At 61.8% G+C, this 15,820-nt stretch carries 14 protein-coding genes; 7 read left to right on the plus strand and 7 right to left on the minus strand.

All coding sequences use genetic code 11. The features are described 5' to 3' along the window. Nucleotides 1-60: 60 nt before the first annotated feature. From AC07T0_RS11995 to AC07T0_RS12010, 4 genes are all read right to left on the minus strand, one after another. The gene (locus tag AC07T0_RS11995) at nt 61-339 is read right to left on the minus strand and encodes a PA2433 domain-containing protein (protein ID WP_495001374.1); all 279 of its coding nucleotides are present in this window, start codon (nt 337-339) and stop codon (nt 61-63) included. A 124-nt stretch (nt 340-463) separates the two neighbouring features. Beyond that, complete coding sequence (locus tag AC07T0_RS12000) at nt 464-3,280, minus strand: FAD-binding and (Fe-S)-binding domain-containing protein (RefSeq protein WP_495001375.1); 2,817 nt, start codon at nt 3,278-3,280, stop codon at nt 464-466. Nucleotides 3,281-3,360: 80 nt separating this feature from the next. Next, complete coding sequence (gene lldD / locus AC07T0_RS12005; protein WP_495001376.1) at nt 3,361-4,506, minus strand: FMN-dependent L-lactate dehydrogenase LldD; 1,146 nt, start codon at nt 4,504-4,506, stop codon at nt 3,361-3,363. A gap of 70 nt (nt 4,507-4,576) precedes the next feature. After that, nucleotides 4,577-6,271, minus strand: coding sequence for a lactate permease LctP family transporter (locus AC07T0_RS12010; protein ID WP_495001377.1), 1,695 nt, complete (start codon nt 6,269-6,271; stop codon nt 4,577-4,579). A gap of 261 nt (nt 6,272-6,532) precedes the next feature. Between AC07T0_RS12010 and AC07T0_RS12015 the strand changes: the two genes are divergently transcribed. Beyond that, nucleotides 6,533-7,300 carry a GntR family transcriptional regulator gene (locus AC07T0_RS12015; RefSeq protein ID WP_495001378.1) on the plus strand — a complete coding sequence of 256 codons (768 nt, stop codon included), beginning with the start codon at nt 6,533-6,535 and terminating at the stop codon, nt 7,298-7,300. A 165-nt stretch (nt 7,301-7,465) separates the two neighbouring features. Here the strand turns inward: AC07T0_RS12015 and smpB are convergent, their stop codons facing one another. Further along, entirely contained in the window at nt 7,466-7,948 is a 483-nt protein-coding gene (gene smpB / locus AC07T0_RS12020) for an SsrA-binding protein SmpB (RefSeq protein ID WP_100939616.1), read from the minus strand. Between the two features lie 127 nt (nt 7,949-8,075). Between smpB and AC07T0_RS12025 the strand changes: the two genes are divergently transcribed. Then, entirely contained in the window at nt 8,076-8,510 is a 435-nt protein-coding gene (locus AC07T0_RS12025; RefSeq protein ID WP_495001379.1) for a type II toxin-antitoxin system RatA family toxin, read from the plus strand. Next, complete coding sequence (locus tag AC07T0_RS12030) at nt 8,503-8,817, plus strand: RnfH family protein (RefSeq protein ID WP_495001380.1); 315 nt, start codon at nt 8,503-8,505, stop codon at nt 8,815-8,817. The genes AC07T0_RS12025 and AC07T0_RS12030 overlap by 8 nt, the downstream gene beginning before the upstream one ends. A gap of 44 nt (nt 8,818-8,861) precedes the next feature. Here the strand turns inward: AC07T0_RS12030 and AC07T0_RS12035 are convergent, their stop codons facing one another. Next, nucleotides 8,862-9,389, minus strand: a complete 528-nt coding sequence (locus AC07T0_RS12035) for an outer membrane protein assembly factor BamE (RefSeq protein ID WP_495001381.1) — start codon at nt 9,387-9,389, stop codon at nt 8,862-8,864. A 97-nt stretch (nt 9,390-9,486) separates the two neighbouring features. Between AC07T0_RS12035 and fur the strand changes: the two genes are divergently transcribed. Further along, nucleotides 9,487-9,894, plus strand: coding sequence for a ferric iron uptake transcriptional regulator (fur, locus tag AC07T0_RS12040; RefSeq protein ID WP_495001382.1), 408 nt, complete (start codon nt 9,487-9,489; stop codon nt 9,892-9,894). Nucleotides 9,895-9,993: 99 nt separating this feature from the next. Here fur and recN read toward each other — a convergent pair whose 3' ends face one another. Next, nucleotides 9,994-11,667 (minus strand): DNA repair protein RecN, encoded by a 1,674-nt coding sequence (gene recN, locus AC07T0_RS12045; protein WP_495001383.1) that lies wholly within the window; start codon nt 11,665-11,667, stop codon nt 9,994-9,996. A gap of 243 nt (nt 11,668-11,910) precedes the next feature. Between recN and grpE the strand changes: the two genes are divergently transcribed. The 3 genes from grpE to dnaJ all read left to right on the plus strand — a co-directional run bounded on the left by grpE (nt 11,911) and on the right by dnaJ (nt 15,813). After that, on the plus strand, nt 11,911-12,477 hold the full coding sequence (gene grpE, locus AC07T0_RS12050; protein ID WP_495001384.1) for a nucleotide exchange factor GrpE: 567 nt from the start codon (nt 11,911-11,913) through the stop codon (nt 12,475-12,477). 100 nt (nt 12,478-12,577) lie between these two features. Continuing rightward, entirely contained in the window at nt 12,578-14,494 is a 1,917-nt protein-coding gene (gene dnaK, locus AC07T0_RS12055) for a molecular chaperone DnaK (RefSeq protein WP_495001385.1), read from the plus strand. Between the two features lie 194 nt (nt 14,495-14,688). Continuing rightward, the gene (dnaJ, locus tag AC07T0_RS12060; RefSeq protein WP_495001386.1) at nt 14,689-15,813 is read left to right on the plus strand and encodes a molecular chaperone DnaJ; all 1,125 of its coding nucleotides are present in this window, start codon (nt 14,689-14,691) and stop codon (nt 15,811-15,813) included. The last annotated feature ends 7 nt before the right edge of the window (nt 15,814-15,820 follow it).

The raw sequence follows: 15,820 nt of genomic DNA on the forward strand, positions 1-15,820 counted from the left end.
AGCAGGCATGCACAGTGTACGCCAATCTGGCTCGCAAGGCCATCCCGATGCTGACCCGCTTTACTGGCCGGCTTTGGGGCTGTTGCGGATTTCCTGGAGCGCCCGCTCGGTGATGGCGACGCACTCCCTGGCGCTGTCGTTGGTGTTTCTATCCGCGGCGGCCTTGGCCTGCTGGATGCTGGTCTCGAGGTTGGCCTGCCGGTTGGAGTCCAACTGGGTCTTGGCACTGTTGAGGCTCTGCAGGTTCATCGCGCAAAGGTCCTTCTCGGCCGAGGCAAACACCGGGGCGGCGATGACGCAAGTGCTGACAAACAGGCCCAGCAGCACGGAACGCTTCATGTGTATCTCCTTGAACTGAGTGACCCGATTTCATTGGTGATCAGAGCGGACTGTCGAGTAGGGGGACGTCCCGCGCTCGCGGGACTCGCTCTATGGACTACCGCCGCTGGCCAAGGTTCTATTTTTATCCGTGTGCCGACTTGGCCCGGGTCACCCGATCCACCAGGTACACCAGCCCGTGGTAGTCGATCCCGCCATGCAGGCTCAAGCCGATCTCGCAGGTGCGACTGGTGGAGATCCCTTCTTCGCAATACTGCACGGCGTCCTTCAAGGTCCGCAGCGAGTGGGCATTCAGTTCCGGAGTGGTGAAGCCCTTGTCGCCGGCAAAACCACAGCAGTGAATGCCTTCCGGAATCACCACGTTATGGCTGCAACGCCGCGCCAGGTCGATCAGCGCCTGGCTTTCGCCCAGGTGCTGGGTGCTGCAGGTCACGTGCACCGCAATCGGCGCGTCCTGTGGCGTGAATTCCAGCCGCTCCACTAAATGCGTGCGAATGAAACGCACCGGGTCGTAGAGGTCGAGGCGGGTATCGCCCAGGTCTTGCACCAATCGCAAGGTGCACGGGCTGGTGTCGCAGTAGATCGGGTCGAGGCCGCCACGGCTGGCGTGCAGCAGTGCGCCGATCAGCTCCTGGCGTTTGTGCTCGGCCTGCTCGGCGTAGCCCTTGGAGGCGAACGGTTGGCCGCAGCAAAGCTGGTCGGTGTTGTCCGGGAACACCACCTGGTAACCGGCTTTTTCCAACAGGCCACGGGTCTTGTCCAGCAGCGACATCTGCTCCTTGTCACCCGCCGCCGGACCCATCACCCGCGATACGCACGCCGCCAGATAGACCACCCGTGGTCGCTCGTCGCTGACCGCCGGGCTGAAGCGCACCACGCGCTCTGGCTGCGGCATGGCGCTGGTCCATTGCGGCACGCGGCCCTTGGACAAACGTGTCAGGCCCGATGACAGCTTCGCCAGGCGCGGCGCCCCGAGCAGCATGCGCGCGCCATTGGCAACATGCAGGGTAAAGCGCACACCTTGCAATACCGTGGCGAAATGCGTGCCCAGCCAGTCGACGGTTTTCCCGTGGCTGGCGTGCTCGCCCCGCAGCTTTTTCACCAGCTCGCCGGTATTGATGCCCACCGGGCAGCGTTGTGCGCAGAGCCCGGTCGCGGCACAGGTGTCGATGCCCTGGTACTGATAGGCCGCCTCCAGTTCAGTGGTGTCGACCCCAGCGCGTTTTTTCGCCTGGATATCGCGCCAGATCACGATCCGCTGGCGCGGGCTCAAGGTCAGCCCCTTCGACGGGCAGACCGGTTCGCAGAAGCCACACTCGATGCATTTGTCGACGATCTCATCGGCGGCCGGCAACGGCTTGAGGTGCTTGAGGTGAATCTGCGGGTCGTCGCTGAGCACCACGTCCGGGTTGAGAATGCCCTGGGGGTCGAGCAGGCGCTTGATGGCCCACATCAACTGGTAGGCGTCCTGGCCCCATTCCAGTTCGACAAAGGGCGCCATGTTGCGCCCGGTGCCGTGTTCGGCCTTGAGCGAGCCGCCGAACTCGACGGCCACCAGATGCGCGACGTCATCCATGAACGCCTGGTAGCGGGACACTTCGGCGGCGTTGTTGAAGCCCTGGGTAAAGACGAAGTGCAGGTTGCCTTCCAGGGCATGGCCGAACAGGATCGCTTCGTCGTAATGGTGTTTGTCGAACAGCGCGATCAGGCGGTTGACGCCGATGGCCAGTTGTTCGACCGGGAAGGTCACGTCTTCGATGATCACTGTGGTGCCGGTCTTGCGCACGGCGCCGACGGCGGGAAAGGTATCCTTGCGGATCGCCCAGAGTCGGGCGTTTTCGGTCGGGTCTTCAGTGAAGTCGACCTGCTTTTCCACTGGGAACGGCGCCAGTGACGTCATGATCTGCCGCCTTTGCTCCTGCAGCAGTGACGAGGAGGCCGCGCGGGATTCGATCAGCAGAGCGCAGGCGCCGTCGGACAGTTCACGCACGAACGCCGGCATGCCCGGCTTGTCCTGCACCGAGCGCAGGCTGCGGCGGTCGAGCAGTTCGACGGCGGACACCGGCTGGCTTTTCAATACGGTCACGGCGGTGCAGCAGGTCTCCACATCGGGGAAGACGATCAGCGCCGAGGCCTTGTTCGGGTGGTCGATCACTGTGTCGTAGGTCACCGCGCTGATAAACCCGAGGGTCCCCTCGGAGCCCACCAGCAAGTGGCTGAGGATCTCCAGCGGTTCATCGAAATCCACCAGGGCATTGAGGGACAGGCCGGTGGTGTTTTTCAGCCGGTACTTGTGTCGGATCTTTGCCGCCAACTCGCTGTTGGCTCGGGTTTCCCGGGCTAATACCGAAAGTTGATGGAGCAGCGAGCCATGGCTCTGGCGAAAGGCCGCGACGCTGGCCGTATCCTCGGTGTCCAGGCGGCTGCCGTCGGCCAGCACCAGGCGCATTCCGGCGAGGGTGTGGTAGGTGTTCTGCGCGGTGCCGCAGCACATGCCGCTGGCATTGTTGGCGACGATGCCGCCGATCTTGCAGGCGTTGATCGAGGCCGGGTCCGGGCCGATCTTGCGTCCGAACGGGGCCAGCCAGGCATTGGCCTGGGCACCGATAACGCCGGGTTGCAGGCGGATTCGCGCGCCTTGATCGCGAATCTCTCGAGCGTTCCACTGGTCGCCGAGCACGATCAGCACCGAGTCGCTGATGGCCTGGCCTGAAAGGCTGGTGCCGGCGGCACGGAAGGTCACCGCGACCTGGTCGCGGCTCGCCAGCTTGAGCAGGGCGACGACCTCATCTTCGGATTCGACGCGGATCACCAGCTTGGGGATCAACCGGTAGAAGCTGGCGTCGGTGCCGAAGGCCAGGGTCGAGAGCGGGTCATCGAAACGGCGCTCGCCGGGGATCAGGCGTTCGACCGCGTGGAGGAACGATTGGGGCAGGCTCATGCAAACTCCTCACGGGGGCGCGGCGTCTGGTGCGCGACGTGCCCCGTTCAATCAGGCGGTGATTCGTAGGGGTGCGAGGTTCAGGCGCCCAGTTCACGAACCAGCGAATCACGGTTGATCTCGCTGATGGACTTGGCGCCGGTGAGCACCATGGCCACGCGCATTTCCTTCTCGAACAGGTCCAGCAGGTTCTTCACCCCGGCTTCGCCAGCGACGGCGAGGGCGTAGAGGAACGCACGGCCGATCAGCACGGTGTCCGCGCCCAGGGCGATCATACGTACCACGTCCAGGCCGCTGCGGATGCCGGAGTCGGCGAGGATCTTCAGGTCGCCTTTCACCGCATCGGCGATGGCCGGCAGCGCGCGGGCGCTGGACAGCACGCCGTCGAGCTGGCGACCGCCATGGTTGGAGACCACGATGCCGTCGGCACCGAACTTCACTGCATCCCTGGCATCCTGCGGATCGAGAATGCCCTTGATGACCATCGGTCCCTCCCAGAACTCGCGGATCCACTCCAGGTCCTTCCAGGAAATCGACGGGTCAAAGTTGTTGCCCAGCCAGCCGATGTAGTCGCCCAAGCCCGTCGGGTTGCCGCGATACATCGAGATATTTCCGAGGTCGTGGGGCTTGCCCATCAGGCCCACGTCCCAGGCCCACTGTGGGTGGGTCATGGCTTGCCAGACACGCCGCAGTGGCGCATTCGGGCCGCTCATCCCGGAATGCGCATCACGGTAGCGGGCACCGGGCACCGGCATGTCCACGGTAAAGACCAGGGTGGTGACCCCCGCGGCCTTGGCGCGCTCCAGGGCATTGCGCATGAAGCCGCGGTCCTTGAGCACGTAAAGCTGGAACCACATGGGCCGGTCGATGGCGGGCGCCACCTCCTCGATCGGACAGACCGACACGGTCGACATCGTAAAGGGAATGCCCTTGGCCGCCGCCGCGCGAGCCGCCTGAACCTCGCCGCGCCGGGCATACATGCCGGTCAGGCCGACGGGCGCCAGGGCTACCGGCATGCTCAGGGTCTCATTGAACAGGCGGGTTTCCAGGCTCAGCTCGGACATGTTGTTCAGTACGCGCTGACGCAGGGCGATGTTCGCCAGGTCCTCGACGTTATGCCGCAGGGTGTGCTCGGCGTAGGCGCCGCCGTCGGCATAGTGGAACAGGAACGGTGGCAGCTTGCGTTGGGCGGCTGCGCGGTAATCGGTAGCGGCGGAAATAATCATGGGGGCTCGCAGCGTTGGTTGAAAGGGAGCGGTTGCCGGGGGCTTCGACAGGCCCCCGGTCCTGGTCACTTTAGTGCACCAGCATGCCGGTGAAGATATAGGCCTGGAGCAGCGTGATCAGGCCGACAATCGTGGCGAAGAACAGGCTGTGCTTGAGGGTGAAGCGGAACAGATCCGACTCCTTGCCCACCAGGCCGGTGGCCGCGCAGGCCACTGCGATCGATTGTGGCGAGATCATCTTGCCGGTGACGCCGCCGCTGGTATTGGCCGCCACCAGCAGGATGTCGTTGACGCCGATCTGGTGCGCGGTGGTCGCTTGCAGCGAGCTGAACAGGGCGTTGGACGAAGTGTCGGAGCCGGTGAGGAATACCCCCAGCCAGCCGAGGAACGGCGAGAAGAATGGGAACGCGGTACCGGTCGCGGCCAGGACCAGGGCCATGGTCGAGGACATGCCCGAGTAGTTGGTGACGAAGGCGAAGGCCAGCACCATGCCGATGGACAGGATCGGCCAGCGCAGCTCGTAGAAGGTTTCGCGAAAAGTGGTCAGTCCAGTTTTGATAGTGATCTTCAGGATCAGCATCGACACCAGGGCGGAGAAGAAAATCGCCGTGCCGGTGGCCGCGATCGGGTCGAGCTTGAAGACGGCGGGAATCGCGGTAGGTGTCGCGACGATCGGCGCGCTCTTGATCACCAACTGGTCCAGGTGCGGGATGGCGAAGTTGAACACCGTGCCGTACATCGCGCCGCCAGTGGCGAACAGTGCCTTGAACGACTTCAGGGTCCAGATCGTCACCAGTACGGTGAGGATCAGGAACGGCGACCAGGCCTTGAAGATCTGGCCCAGGCTGTAGGGTGAGGCGAGGCTGCTGCGCGGTTGGCCGAAACCGCCGACACTGGCGGTGCTGACCACGCCCGCGGCGGCGCCGGCGATCTGTACGCCGGCGGTACGCTTGGGTTGCCAGACTTTCAGGAACAGGGTCAGCGAGACCAGGCTGACCAGCGCCGAGGTGATGTCCGGCAGTTCCGGACCGATGAAGTTCGAGGTGAAGAACTGGGTCACGGCAAAGCTCAGGCCGGCCACCAGGGCGGCCGGCCAGGTTTCCCGCACACCGCGCAGGCCGTCCATCATGAACACCAGCCAGAACGGTACGAACAGCGACAGCAGTGGCAACTGACGACCGGCCATGGCGCCGATCTTGAACGCGTCGAGGCCGGTGACCTGGCCCGCGACAATGATCGGGATACCCAGGGCGCCGAAGGCCACCGGTGCGGTGTTGGCGATCAGGCACAGGCCGGCGGCGTAGAGCGGATTGAAGCCCAGGCCCACCAGCAGGGCGGCGGTGATCGCCACCGGGGCGCCGAAGCCGGCGGCACCTTCGAGGAAGGCGCCGAAGCAGAAGCCGATCAGCAGCACTTGCAGGCGCTGGTCGTCGGTAATCGACAGCACCGAGCTGCGGATGATTTCGAACTGGCCGCTCTTGACCGTCAGTTTGTAGAGGAACACCGCCGCGACAATGATCCAGGCAATGGGCCACAAGCCGTAGGCGAATCCGTAACCTGCGGCGGCGAGCGCCATGTCGGCCGGCATCTTGAAGGCGAAGATCGCCACCAGGATCGACAACACAAGGGTGATGCTGCCCGCGACATGACCCTTGAGGCGAAACACCGCCAGGGCCAGGAAGAAGAATACGATGGGAATCACGGCCGTGAGAGCGGACAGGCCGAGGCTGCCGAGAGGTGTGTAGAGCTGTTGCCAGGTTTGCATAGTGGGGTGGCCCCTAATTGTTGTTGGTCAGGCACTGATGTCGATTTGGCTAATTGGTAATACCAATTTACAATCGCCGGACGCTAGGTTAAAAGCCTTGTTGGTGATGTGTCAATTTGCCGCCCTGAAACTTTCGTCTGATAGGTCTTCGGCGGAAGGGCTGAACGGGTGATTTATGTCGCGTCTGGCAGGTGCTGGCGGCGCCTCGATAAGCCAGAATAGACCGTCCCGGCAAGGGTTCGGGATCGTGAGGAGTGAGTGATGGGGTTTGATCAGGTTCGTCAGCGCCGTTTGTCTGACGATATTGTCCTGCGGCTTGAGGAGATGATCCTCGAGGGCACGCTCAAGGCTGGTGAGCGGCTGCCGGCCGAGCGCGCGCTGGCCGAGCAGTTCGGTGTCTCACGGCCGTCGCTGCGCGAGGCGATCCAGAAACTGGCGGCCAAGGGGCTGCTGGTCAGCCGCCAGGGCGGCGGCAATTACGTGGTGGAGTCGCTGGGTTCGACCTTTAGCGATCCGTTGCTGCATCTGCTGGAAAGCAACCCGGAAGCCCAGCGCGACCTGCTGGAGTTTCGCCATACGCTGGAGGCGTCCTGCGCTTATTACGCTGCGTTGCGGGCGACCGAGATGGATCGGGAGCGCCTGCGCATGGCCTTTGAACAGTTGCAGAGCTGTTATGGGCGGGCGGGCGAAGTGGGGCGGGCGGAGGAGGGCGCGGCGGATGCGAGTTTTCACCTGGCGATTGCCGAGGCGAGTCATAACGCGGTGTTGCTGCATACCATCCGCGGCTTGTTCGATCTGCTCAAGCGCAATGTGCTGACCAATATTGGTGGGATGTACAAGCAGCGCAGCGAAACCCGGGACATGCTGATCAGCCAGCACCGCGAGCTGTACCTGGCGATTATCGAGGGGCGTGCCGAAGACGCGCGCGAAGTGTCCAGCCGGCACATTCTGTATGTGCAGGAGGTGCTGGAGGAAGTGCGCCTGGAAGTGCAGCGGGTGGCGCGGGCGGAGCGGCGCAAGGGGTTGTAGGCGAGTGCATGGGTGTCGTCGCGATCTGAATATCACGCAAAACCTGTAGGAGCCGGCTTGCCGGCGATGAGGCCCTCAAGCCTTGCGGCGTTTGCAGGGGCGCCATCGCTGGCAAGCCAGCTCCCACACTGACCGTGTTGAGGTCAAGACGGTCGTGCCTCGGGTTTAGTCTTCCTTGCCCTTGTTGCGCACGGCGCGCTGCAAGTCCCGGTTGGCATCGCGCTCGCGCTCGGTATCGCGCTTGTCGTATTCCTTCTTGCCCTTGCCCAGGGCGATCTCGCACTTGACCAGGTGCTTGCTCCAATACAGCGACAGGCAGACACAGGCATGGCCCTTCTGCTGCACGGCCGCGTGGATCTTTTCCAGCTCGCGCTGGTTGAGCAGTAGCTTGCGCGTGCGCGTCGGGTCGGCAATCACGTGGGTGCTGGCCGTCGTCAACGGCGTGAAGTGGCTGCCAAACAGCCAGGCTTCACCGTTCTTGAGCAGTACATAACTGTCGACCAGTTGTGCCTTGCCTGCACGCAGACTCTTTACTTCCCAGCCGGCCAGGACCAGACCAGCCTCGAACCTTTGTTCGACGAAGTAATCGTGGCGCGCCTTTTTATTTTGCGCGATGGTCCCTGTGGGGTGTTTCTTCTGTTTAGCCATAGGGGCGGCATTATAGGGAGTTGCGCGCCACTCGGCTACGGTGAAGCTGCGTGCTTGAGCGCGTAGGATGAATCCCGGACAATGCGCGCACTTTTGTTTGCCGCCCAGCTGTGGAATCAACGCTGACATGACGACCCATATTCAACGCTCGGCCTTGCTGCCTTACCCGGCACAGGCGCTTTATGACCTGGTGAACGACGTGGCGCGCTACCCGGAGTTCCTGCCGTGGTGTTCGACGGCCCAGGTGCTGGAAAGCTCGGAGCTGCACATGCGCGCTACGCTGGCAGTGGCCAAGGGCGGCTTGAGCCAGCATTTTGTTACCCGCAATACGCTGGTGCCGGGGCAGTCGATTGAAATGAACCTGGAAGAAGGGCCTTTCAATCAACTGCACGGTGTCTGGGTGTTCAAGGCCCTCGGGGAGAAGGCCTGCAAGATCAGCCTGGACCTGACCTTCGATTACGCCGGGCCTATCGTGCGGGCGACCCTGGGGCCGTTGTTCAATCAGGCGGCCAATACCCTGGTGGATGCGTTCTGCCAGCGGGCCAAGCAGCTCCATGTCTGAGTCATTGGTTGCGATAGAGGTGGTTTACGCCGATGTCGGGCGTCAGTGCCTGCGGGCGCTGTCAGTGCCGGCGGGAACGACGTTGCGGGCGGCGGTGGGGCTGTCGGGGATCGCCGGACAATTTCCCGGGCTGGATGTCGTGGGCTGTCCGCTCGGGGTCTTCGGCAAGGCGATTGCCGATGCCGATACCCGCGCAGTGGCGGAAGGCGATCGTATCGAGATCTATCGTCCCTTGCTGGCGGATCCGAAGGAGGTCCGGCGCCTGCGTGCGGAAAAAGCAGCCAAGGCCAAGGCGCAAAACCTGTAGCCATAAAAAAACCCGGACATGCCGGGCTTTTTTCTGTCGCCGTTTTACTGCGGCGTGGTGTCCAGCGGTTGTGGCGTCGGAACCGGTACGGCTTTCACACCGTCGACATCTTTCTGGATCTGGTCCAGCAGCGAGCCCGGTTTGACCGGCTTCTCGGGTTTCGGCTTCTCGGCATTCTGCGCCGGAGCATTCACCGTGGTGCCGCTGTCCTTGCCGAGGATCGCTTCGTCGCGGCTCACGCCGGGCTTGAAGTCGCCGGACAGGCTGGCGAGTTGATCATTGGCATTGAACAGCAGGCTGATGCGTTCCTGTTGGCGTTCACCGCCACCGGGCTGCAGGCTATACAGGTAATCCCAGCGATTGGCGTGGAATGTGTCGGTCAACAGAGGGTTGCCCATGATAAACCTTACTTGCTTGCGGGTCATTCCCGGGCGCAACTGGTCTATCATGTCCTGCGTGACGACATTGCCCTGCTGGATGTCGATTTTGTAAACCCCGGGGAATGAACAACCGGCGAGTGCGAGCAGTCCCACTAAGGTAAAACTGGTTAGCAACAGCTTGGTGTTTTGCATCGGTGGGCGACTTCCACTATCTTGGCTGGGACAACGTAAACCCCGATCATACCCGTATTAAGAGAAGCTGCGAAGCAGCATCGCGAGAAAGCTGACCATGGTTGAAAATAGCGAACTACGTAAAGCCGGCTTAAAAGTGACTCTGCCACGGGTCAAAATTCTGCAAATGCTCGATTCCGCCGAGCAGCGTCACATGAGCGCCGAGGATGTCTACAAGGCGCTGATGGAAGCTGGCGAGGATGTTGGCCTGGCAACGGTCTACCGTGTACTGACCCAGTTCGAAGCGGCCGGGTTGGTGGTTCGCCACAATTTCGACGGCGGCCATGCGGTATTCGAGCTGGCGGACGGCGGGCATCACGATCATATGGTCGACATGGATACCAGCGAGGTGATCGAATTCACCAGTCTGGAAATCGAGAAGCTTCAGAAGGCTATTGCCGAAGAGAAGGGTTTCGATCTGGTGGACCACAATCTGGTGTTGTACGTACGCAAAAAGAAAAAATAAGTCTGTCGCGAATACCGGTTCGCGAAGCGATCGAAGGCGACCCTGGGGTCGCCTTCGTGCTTTTTGTTGCCAGATTTTTCCTGGTGCCGATGTCCGGGCTCAGGCTTTGGCGGTGATCACCATTTTTTTCGCGTGAGCCAGGGACTCCTTGGTCAGGTCGATGCCCCCCAGCATGCGCGCGACTTCTTCGATTCGTTCGGTCTTGCTCAGTTTCGAGACCGCCGTACGGGTGGCATCGCTGCCGCGCATCTTGTGCACGAATAGATGATGGTGCCCTTGCGCCGCCACCTGGGGCAGGTGCGTGACCGTCAGGACCTGCCCGCGTTCGCCGAGGCGGCGTAGCAGCTGGCCGACGATCTCGGCGGTCGGGCCGCCGATGCCCACGTCCACTTCGTCGAACACCAGGGTCGGGATGCGTGAGGTCTGTGCGGTGATGACCTGGATTGCCAGGCTGATCCGTGACAGCTCGCCACCGGAAGCGACTTTGGCCAGCGCCTTGAGTGGTTGGCCGGGGTTGGCGCTGACCAGCAGTTCGACCTGCTCAAGGCCGTAGGGCAGCGGCTCGTTGCCGGTGTTGGCATGCAGTTCGATGCTGAAACGGCCACCGGGCATGCCCAGGCGCTGGATTTCCTGCTCCACGGCGCCGGCGAGACCGGTCGCCGCTTGCTGACGCAGGTCACTAAGTTCCCGTGCCCGTTCCTGATAATGTCGGGCATAGGCCGCGAGTTCTTCGCTGAGGCGCTCGACGGCTTCGTCGTTGGCATTGAGGGTTTCGATTTCATCCAGCAGCTTTTGCTGGAGGGTCGCCACTTCCGTCGGCTGGATGCGGTGCTTGCGTGCCAGGGTGTAGATGGCGTCCAGGCGTTCCTCGAGCTGTTGCAGGCGCGCCGGGTCGGCATCGAAGTGGTCGAGGAAGCGGTTCAGTTCGCCGACGGCTTCCTCGACCTGGATCTGTGCGCTGGCCAGCAGGTTGGTGGCTTCACCCAGGGCGCCGGAGCCGTTGTTGACGCTGGACAGGCGATTGAGGCTTGCGGTCAGGGCGTTGAGCACATTGCCTGAATCGCTTTCGCTGCACTGTTCCACGACCTGGCGGCAAATGCCGAGCAGGGTTTCGGCATTGGTCAGGTTCTTGTGTTCCTGCTCCAGGTCGCCCAGCTCGTTTTCCCCCAGACCAAGGTTCTCCAGCTCTTCAAGCTGATAACTGAGCAGTTGGTGGCGGGCGCGCTGTTCGTCGCCGGAGTTGGAGAGACGCTCCAGTTCCTGGCGGGTCTGGCGCCAGCGCTGGGCCGCGAGCTGGACCTGGCGGGCGAGATCGGTGGCGCCGGCGTATTCGTCGAGCAGGCGGCGGTGGGTATCGGTTTTCAGCAGGGACTGGTGTTCGTGCTGGCTGTGGATGTCGATCAACAGTTCGCCGAGGGCCTTGAGGTCGCCCTGGGGGCAGGGCGAGCCGTTGATATAGCCGCGCGAGCGACCTTCGGCGGTAATGACCCGGCGCAGGATGCACGGACCGTCGTTGTCGAGGTCGCGTTCGGCCAGCCAGGCCCGGGCTTCGGGGATGTCTTCGAGGTCGAAGGTGGCGAGGATATCGGCCTTGTCCGCACCGGGACGGACCACGCCGCTGTCGGCGCGATCGCCCAGGGTCAGCCCGAGGGCGTCGAGCATGATCGACTTGCCGGCGCCGGTTTCGCCAGTGATTACGCTCATCCCGCGATCCAGTTCCAGATCGAGATGTTCGACGATTGCGTAGTTATGTACGGACAGGTGCACCAGCATAAAGGCCGCTCCCAGGCTTTAGGTCTGGTTATTTATACAGTGTTTTGATTTGTGCTGACAATGCTTGCCCTTAGTTCGATTGGCTTGCATGTCGGGCTTTTTTAGCGCGATCGGTAATCTGGCGTGGACATACTGACAGGCGATTGCTGTGCTTGCGGCCCTTGAACCAGGAAATTGCGACCCCATATATCGGGGCAGAAGCGCGGGTCGAGCTCGCGGACGATATTGAAAGGAGGTTTTTTTATGGCTGACGAACAGACTCTGGATTCGCAAAATCAGGAAGCCGGCTCGGCTACGCAGGCACAGGGCGACGACCTGGCCACCCGTGTCCAGGTGCTCGAAGAGCAGTTGGCAACGGCACAGGATCAAGGGCTGCGTGTCGCGGCTGACCTGCAGAACATTCGCCGGCGTGCCGAGCAGGATGTTGAAAAAGCGCACAAGTTCGCCCTGGAGAAATTTGCCAGCGACCTGCTGCCGATCATCGACAGCCTGGAGCGTGGCCTGGACCTGTCCAATCCGGACGATGAGAACATCCGGCCGATGCGCGAAGGTATCGAGCTGACCCTGAAGATGTTCCAGGACACCCTCAAACGTTACCAGTTGGAAGCCATCGATCCGCATGGCGAGCCCTTCAATGCTTCCCTGCACCAGGCCATGGCCATGCAGGAAAGCGCCGATGTCGAGCCCAACAGCGTGCTGAAAGTATTCCAGAAGGGCTATCAGCTCCACGGTCGCCTGCTGCGCCCGGCGATGGTGGTGGTCAGCAAAGCGGTTGCTCCGGTTTCGCCGACGATCGACGAGCAGGCTTGAAATCGGCCGCAAGGCCCCCATCTACAAGTCAAGCGTTTAAGTGCTACCGCAGTTGGCCATAACCGCTGCGGCAAAAAAATCAAAGTTTCGGGAGAGTGAAATGGGCAAAATTATCGGTATCGACCTGGGGACCACCAACTCCTGCGTCTCCATTCTTGAAAACGGCAAGGCCAAGGTCATCGAAAACGCCGAGGGTGCGCGCACCACGCCGTCGATTATTGCCTACGCCAATGATGGCGAAATCCTGGTTGGCCAGTCGGCCAAGCGCCAGGCCGTGACCAATCCGCATAACACCCTGTACGCGGTGAAGCGTCTGATCGGTCGCAAGTTCGACGAAGAAGTCGTGCAGAAAGACATCAAGATGGTCCCTTACAAAATCGCCAAGGCTGACAACGGCGACGCTTGGGTTGAAGTGAACGGCCAGAAAATGGCACCGCCACAGATCTCGGCTGAAATCCTCAAGAAAATGAAGAAAACCGCCGAAGACTACCTCGGCGAGGCAGTGACTGAAGCGGTCATCACCGTTCCGGCCTACTTCAACGACAGCCAGCGTCAGGCCACCAAGGACGCCGGTCGTATCGCCGGTCTGGACGTCAAGCGGATCATCAACGAACCGACCGCGGCCGCTCTGGCCTACGGTATGGACAAGGCCAAGGGCGACCACACCGTCATCGTTTATGACCTGGGTGGCGGTACCTTCGACGTGTCCGTGATCGAGATCGCCGAAGTCGATGGCGAGCACCAGTTCGAAGTGTTGGCCACCAACGGTGACACCTTCCTCGGCGGTGAAGACTTCGACATTCGTCTGATCGACTACCTCGTCGACGAATTCAAGAAAGAAAGCGGCATGAACCTCAAGGGTGACCCGCTGGCCATGCAGCGCCTGAAAGAAGCCGCTGAAAAAGCCAAGATCGAGCTGTCTTCGGCTCAGTCGACCGACGTCAACCTGCCGTACATCACTGCAGATGCCACTGGTCCGAAGCACCTGAACGTGAAAATTTCCCGCGCCAAGCTGGAAGCGCTGGTGGAAGACCTGGTTCAACGCACTATCGAACCTTGCCGCATTGCGCTGAAAGACGCCGGTATCGACGTCGGTTCGATCAACGACGTGATCCTGGTCGGCGGTCAGACCCGCATGCCGCTGGTGCAGAAGCTGGTGACCGACTTCTTCGGTAAAGAAGCGCGTAAAGACGTCAACCCGGACGAAGCCGTTGCCATGGGTGCTGCTATCCAGGGCGCCGTTCTGGCCGGTGACGTCAAGGACGTCCTGCTGCTCGACGTCAGCCCGCTGACCCTGGGTATCGAAACCATGGGTGGCGTGATGACCGCGCTGATCGAGAAAAACACCACGATTCCTACCAAGAAATCGCAAGTGTTCTCGACTGCCGATGACAACCAGGGTGCCGTGACTATTCACGTCCTGCAGGGTGAGCGCAAGCAAGCCGCACAGAACAAGTCCCTGGGCAAGTTCGACCTGGCCGAGATTCCACCCGCGCCACGTGGCGTGCCACAGATCGAAGTGACCTTCGACATCGACGCCAACGGCATCCTGCACGTCGGCGCGAAAGACAAGGCCACCGGCAAAGAGCAGAAGATCACCATCAAGGCCAACTCTGGTCTGTCGGATGAAGAAATCCAGCAGATGGTTCGCGATGCCGAACTCAATGCTGAAGAAGACCGCAAGTTCGAAGAGCTGGCCAGCGCCCGCAACCAGGGTGATGCCCTGGTGCACTCGACGCGCAAGATGATCGCTGACGCCGGTGACAAGGTCACCGCTGAAGAGAAAACCGCGATCGAAGCGGCCGTGGTTGCCCTGGAAGCCGCTGTCAAAGGCGACGACAAGGCCGCTATCGAAGCCAAGGTCGAGGAGCTGTCCAAGGTCTCCGCGCCTGTGGCCCAGAAGATGTACGCCGAGCAGGGCGCCAAGCCTGAAGCGGGTGCACAGCCGGCCAAGGAAGAAGCCCACAAGGATGACGTGGTCGACGCTGAGTTCGAAGAAGTCAAAGACCACAAGTAATCCACTTGTAGGTTGGCCGGTTGACTGCGCTTGAGCGGTGACTGGTAGGATGTCGCCGCGCGGGAGCTTGCTCCCGCGTTGGCGTGTCTGGAATAGACGAATTTTTACAGCATGCGACAGCGTTCGGGTGCTGGTGGTAGGGGCGGGATTGTTCCAGTCGGTTGTCCCGAACATCCTCAAGAGTGCAAAGAATCATGGCAAAGCGTGACTATTACGAGATATTGGGGGTCGAGCGCGGCTCCAGCGAGGCGGACCTGAAAAAGGCTTACCGTCGTCTCGCGATGAAACATCACCCGGACCGCAATCCGGATGACAAGGCGTCGGAAGAGTTGTTCAAGGAGGCCAACGAGGCCTACGAAGTGCTGTCCGACTCCAGCAAGCGTGCGGCCTACGATCAGTACGGCCATGCGGGCGTCGACCCGAGCATGGGGGGTGGCGGTGCGGGCTTCGGCGGGCAGAACTTCTCCGATATCTTCGGTGATGTGTTCAGCGATTTCTTCGGCGGCGGTCGCGGTGGTTCCCGTGGCGGCGCGCAGCGTGGCAGCGACCTGCGTTACACCCTGGAACTGAACCTGGAAGAGGCGGTGCGTGGCACGACCGTCAATATCCGCGTGCCGACGCTGGTCAATTGCAAGCCGTGCGACGGCTCGGGGGCCAAGAAAGGTTCTGCGCCGATCAACTGCCCGACCTGTGGTGGTATTGGTCAGGTGCGCATGCAGCAAGGCTTCTTCTCGGTGCAGCAGACCTGCCCGCGTTGCCATGGCCAGGGCAAGATCATTTCCGATCCGTGCGACGCCTGTCATGGTCAGGGCCGCGTGGAAGAGTACAAGACCCTGTCGGTGAAAGTGCCGTCGGGCGTCGATACCGGCGATCGTATTCGTCTGTCCGGCGAAGGCGAAGCGGGCACGCAGGGCGGTCCGACGGGCGACCTGTATGTGGTGATCAATGTCCGCGAGCACGATATTTTCCAGCGCGACGGCAAGCACCTGTTCTGCGAAGTGCCGATCAGCTTTGTCGACGCAGCCCTGGGCGGCGAGCTGGAAGTGCCGACTCTGGACGGTCGCGTCAAATTGAAGATTCCGGAAGGCACCCAGACCGGCAAGCAGTTCCGTCTGCGCGGCAAGGGCGTTGCGCCGGTGCGCGGTGGCGGTGCGGGTGACCTGATGTGTCGTGTGGCCGTCGAGACCCCAGTGAATCTGAGTCGTCGCCAGCGTGAGCTGCTGGAAGAGTTCCGCTCCTCTCTGGCTGGCGACAGCTCTCATTCGCCCAAGGCCAGCGGTTGGTTCGAGGGGATGAGGCGTTTCTTCGGCGACCTGTAAGGAGCGA

Source organism: Pseudomonas sp. GW821-FHT04D07 (assembly GCF_059420225.1).

Coding starts and splice junctions, on each gene's coding strand:
- AC07T0_RS11995 (WP_495001374.1), bottom strand. CDS start 339: ATGAAGCGTTCCGTGCTGCTGGGCCTGTTTGTCAGCACTTGCGTCATC.
- AC07T0_RS12000 (WP_495001375.1), bottom strand. CDS start 3,280: ATGAGCCTGCCCCAATCGTTCCTCCACGCGGTCGAACGCCTGATCCCC.
- lldD (WP_495001376.1), bottom strand. CDS start 4,506: ATGATTATTTCCGCCGCTACCGATTACCGCGCAGCCGCCCAACGCAAG.
- AC07T0_RS12010 (WP_495001377.1), bottom strand. CDS start 6,271: ATGCAAACCTGGCAACAGCTCTACACACCTCTCGGCAGCCTCGGCCTG.
- AC07T0_RS12015 (WP_495001378.1), top strand. CDS start 6,533: ATGGGGTTTGATCAGGTTCGTCAGCGCCGTTTGTCTGACGATATTGTC.
- smpB (WP_100939616.1), bottom strand. CDS start 7,948: ATGGCTAAACAGAAGAAACACCCCACAGGGACCATCGCGCAAAATAAA.
- AC07T0_RS12025 (WP_495001379.1), top strand. CDS start 8,076: ATGACGACCCATATTCAACGCTCGGCCTTGCTGCCTTACCCGGCACAG.
- AC07T0_RS12030 (WP_495001380.1), top strand. CDS start 8,503: ATGTCTGAGTCATTGGTTGCGATAGAGGTGGTTTACGCCGATGTCGGG.
- AC07T0_RS12035 (WP_495001381.1), bottom strand. CDS start 9,389: ATGCAAAACACCAAGCTGTTGCTAACCAGTTTTACCTTAGTGGGACTG.
- fur (WP_495001382.1), top strand. CDS start 9,487: ATGGTTGAAAATAGCGAACTACGTAAAGCCGGCTTAAAAGTGACTCTG.
- recN (WP_495001383.1), bottom strand. CDS start 11,667: ATGCTGGTGCACCTGTCCGTACATAACTACGCAATCGTCGAACATCTC.
- grpE (WP_495001384.1), top strand. CDS start 11,911: ATGGCTGACGAACAGACTCTGGATTCGCAAAATCAGGAAGCCGGCTCG.
- dnaK (WP_495001385.1), top strand. CDS start 12,578: ATGGGCAAAATTATCGGTATCGACCTGGGGACCACCAACTCCTGCGTC.
- dnaJ (WP_495001386.1), top strand. CDS start 14,689: ATGGCAAAGCGTGACTATTACGAGATATTGGGGGTCGAGCGCGGCTCC.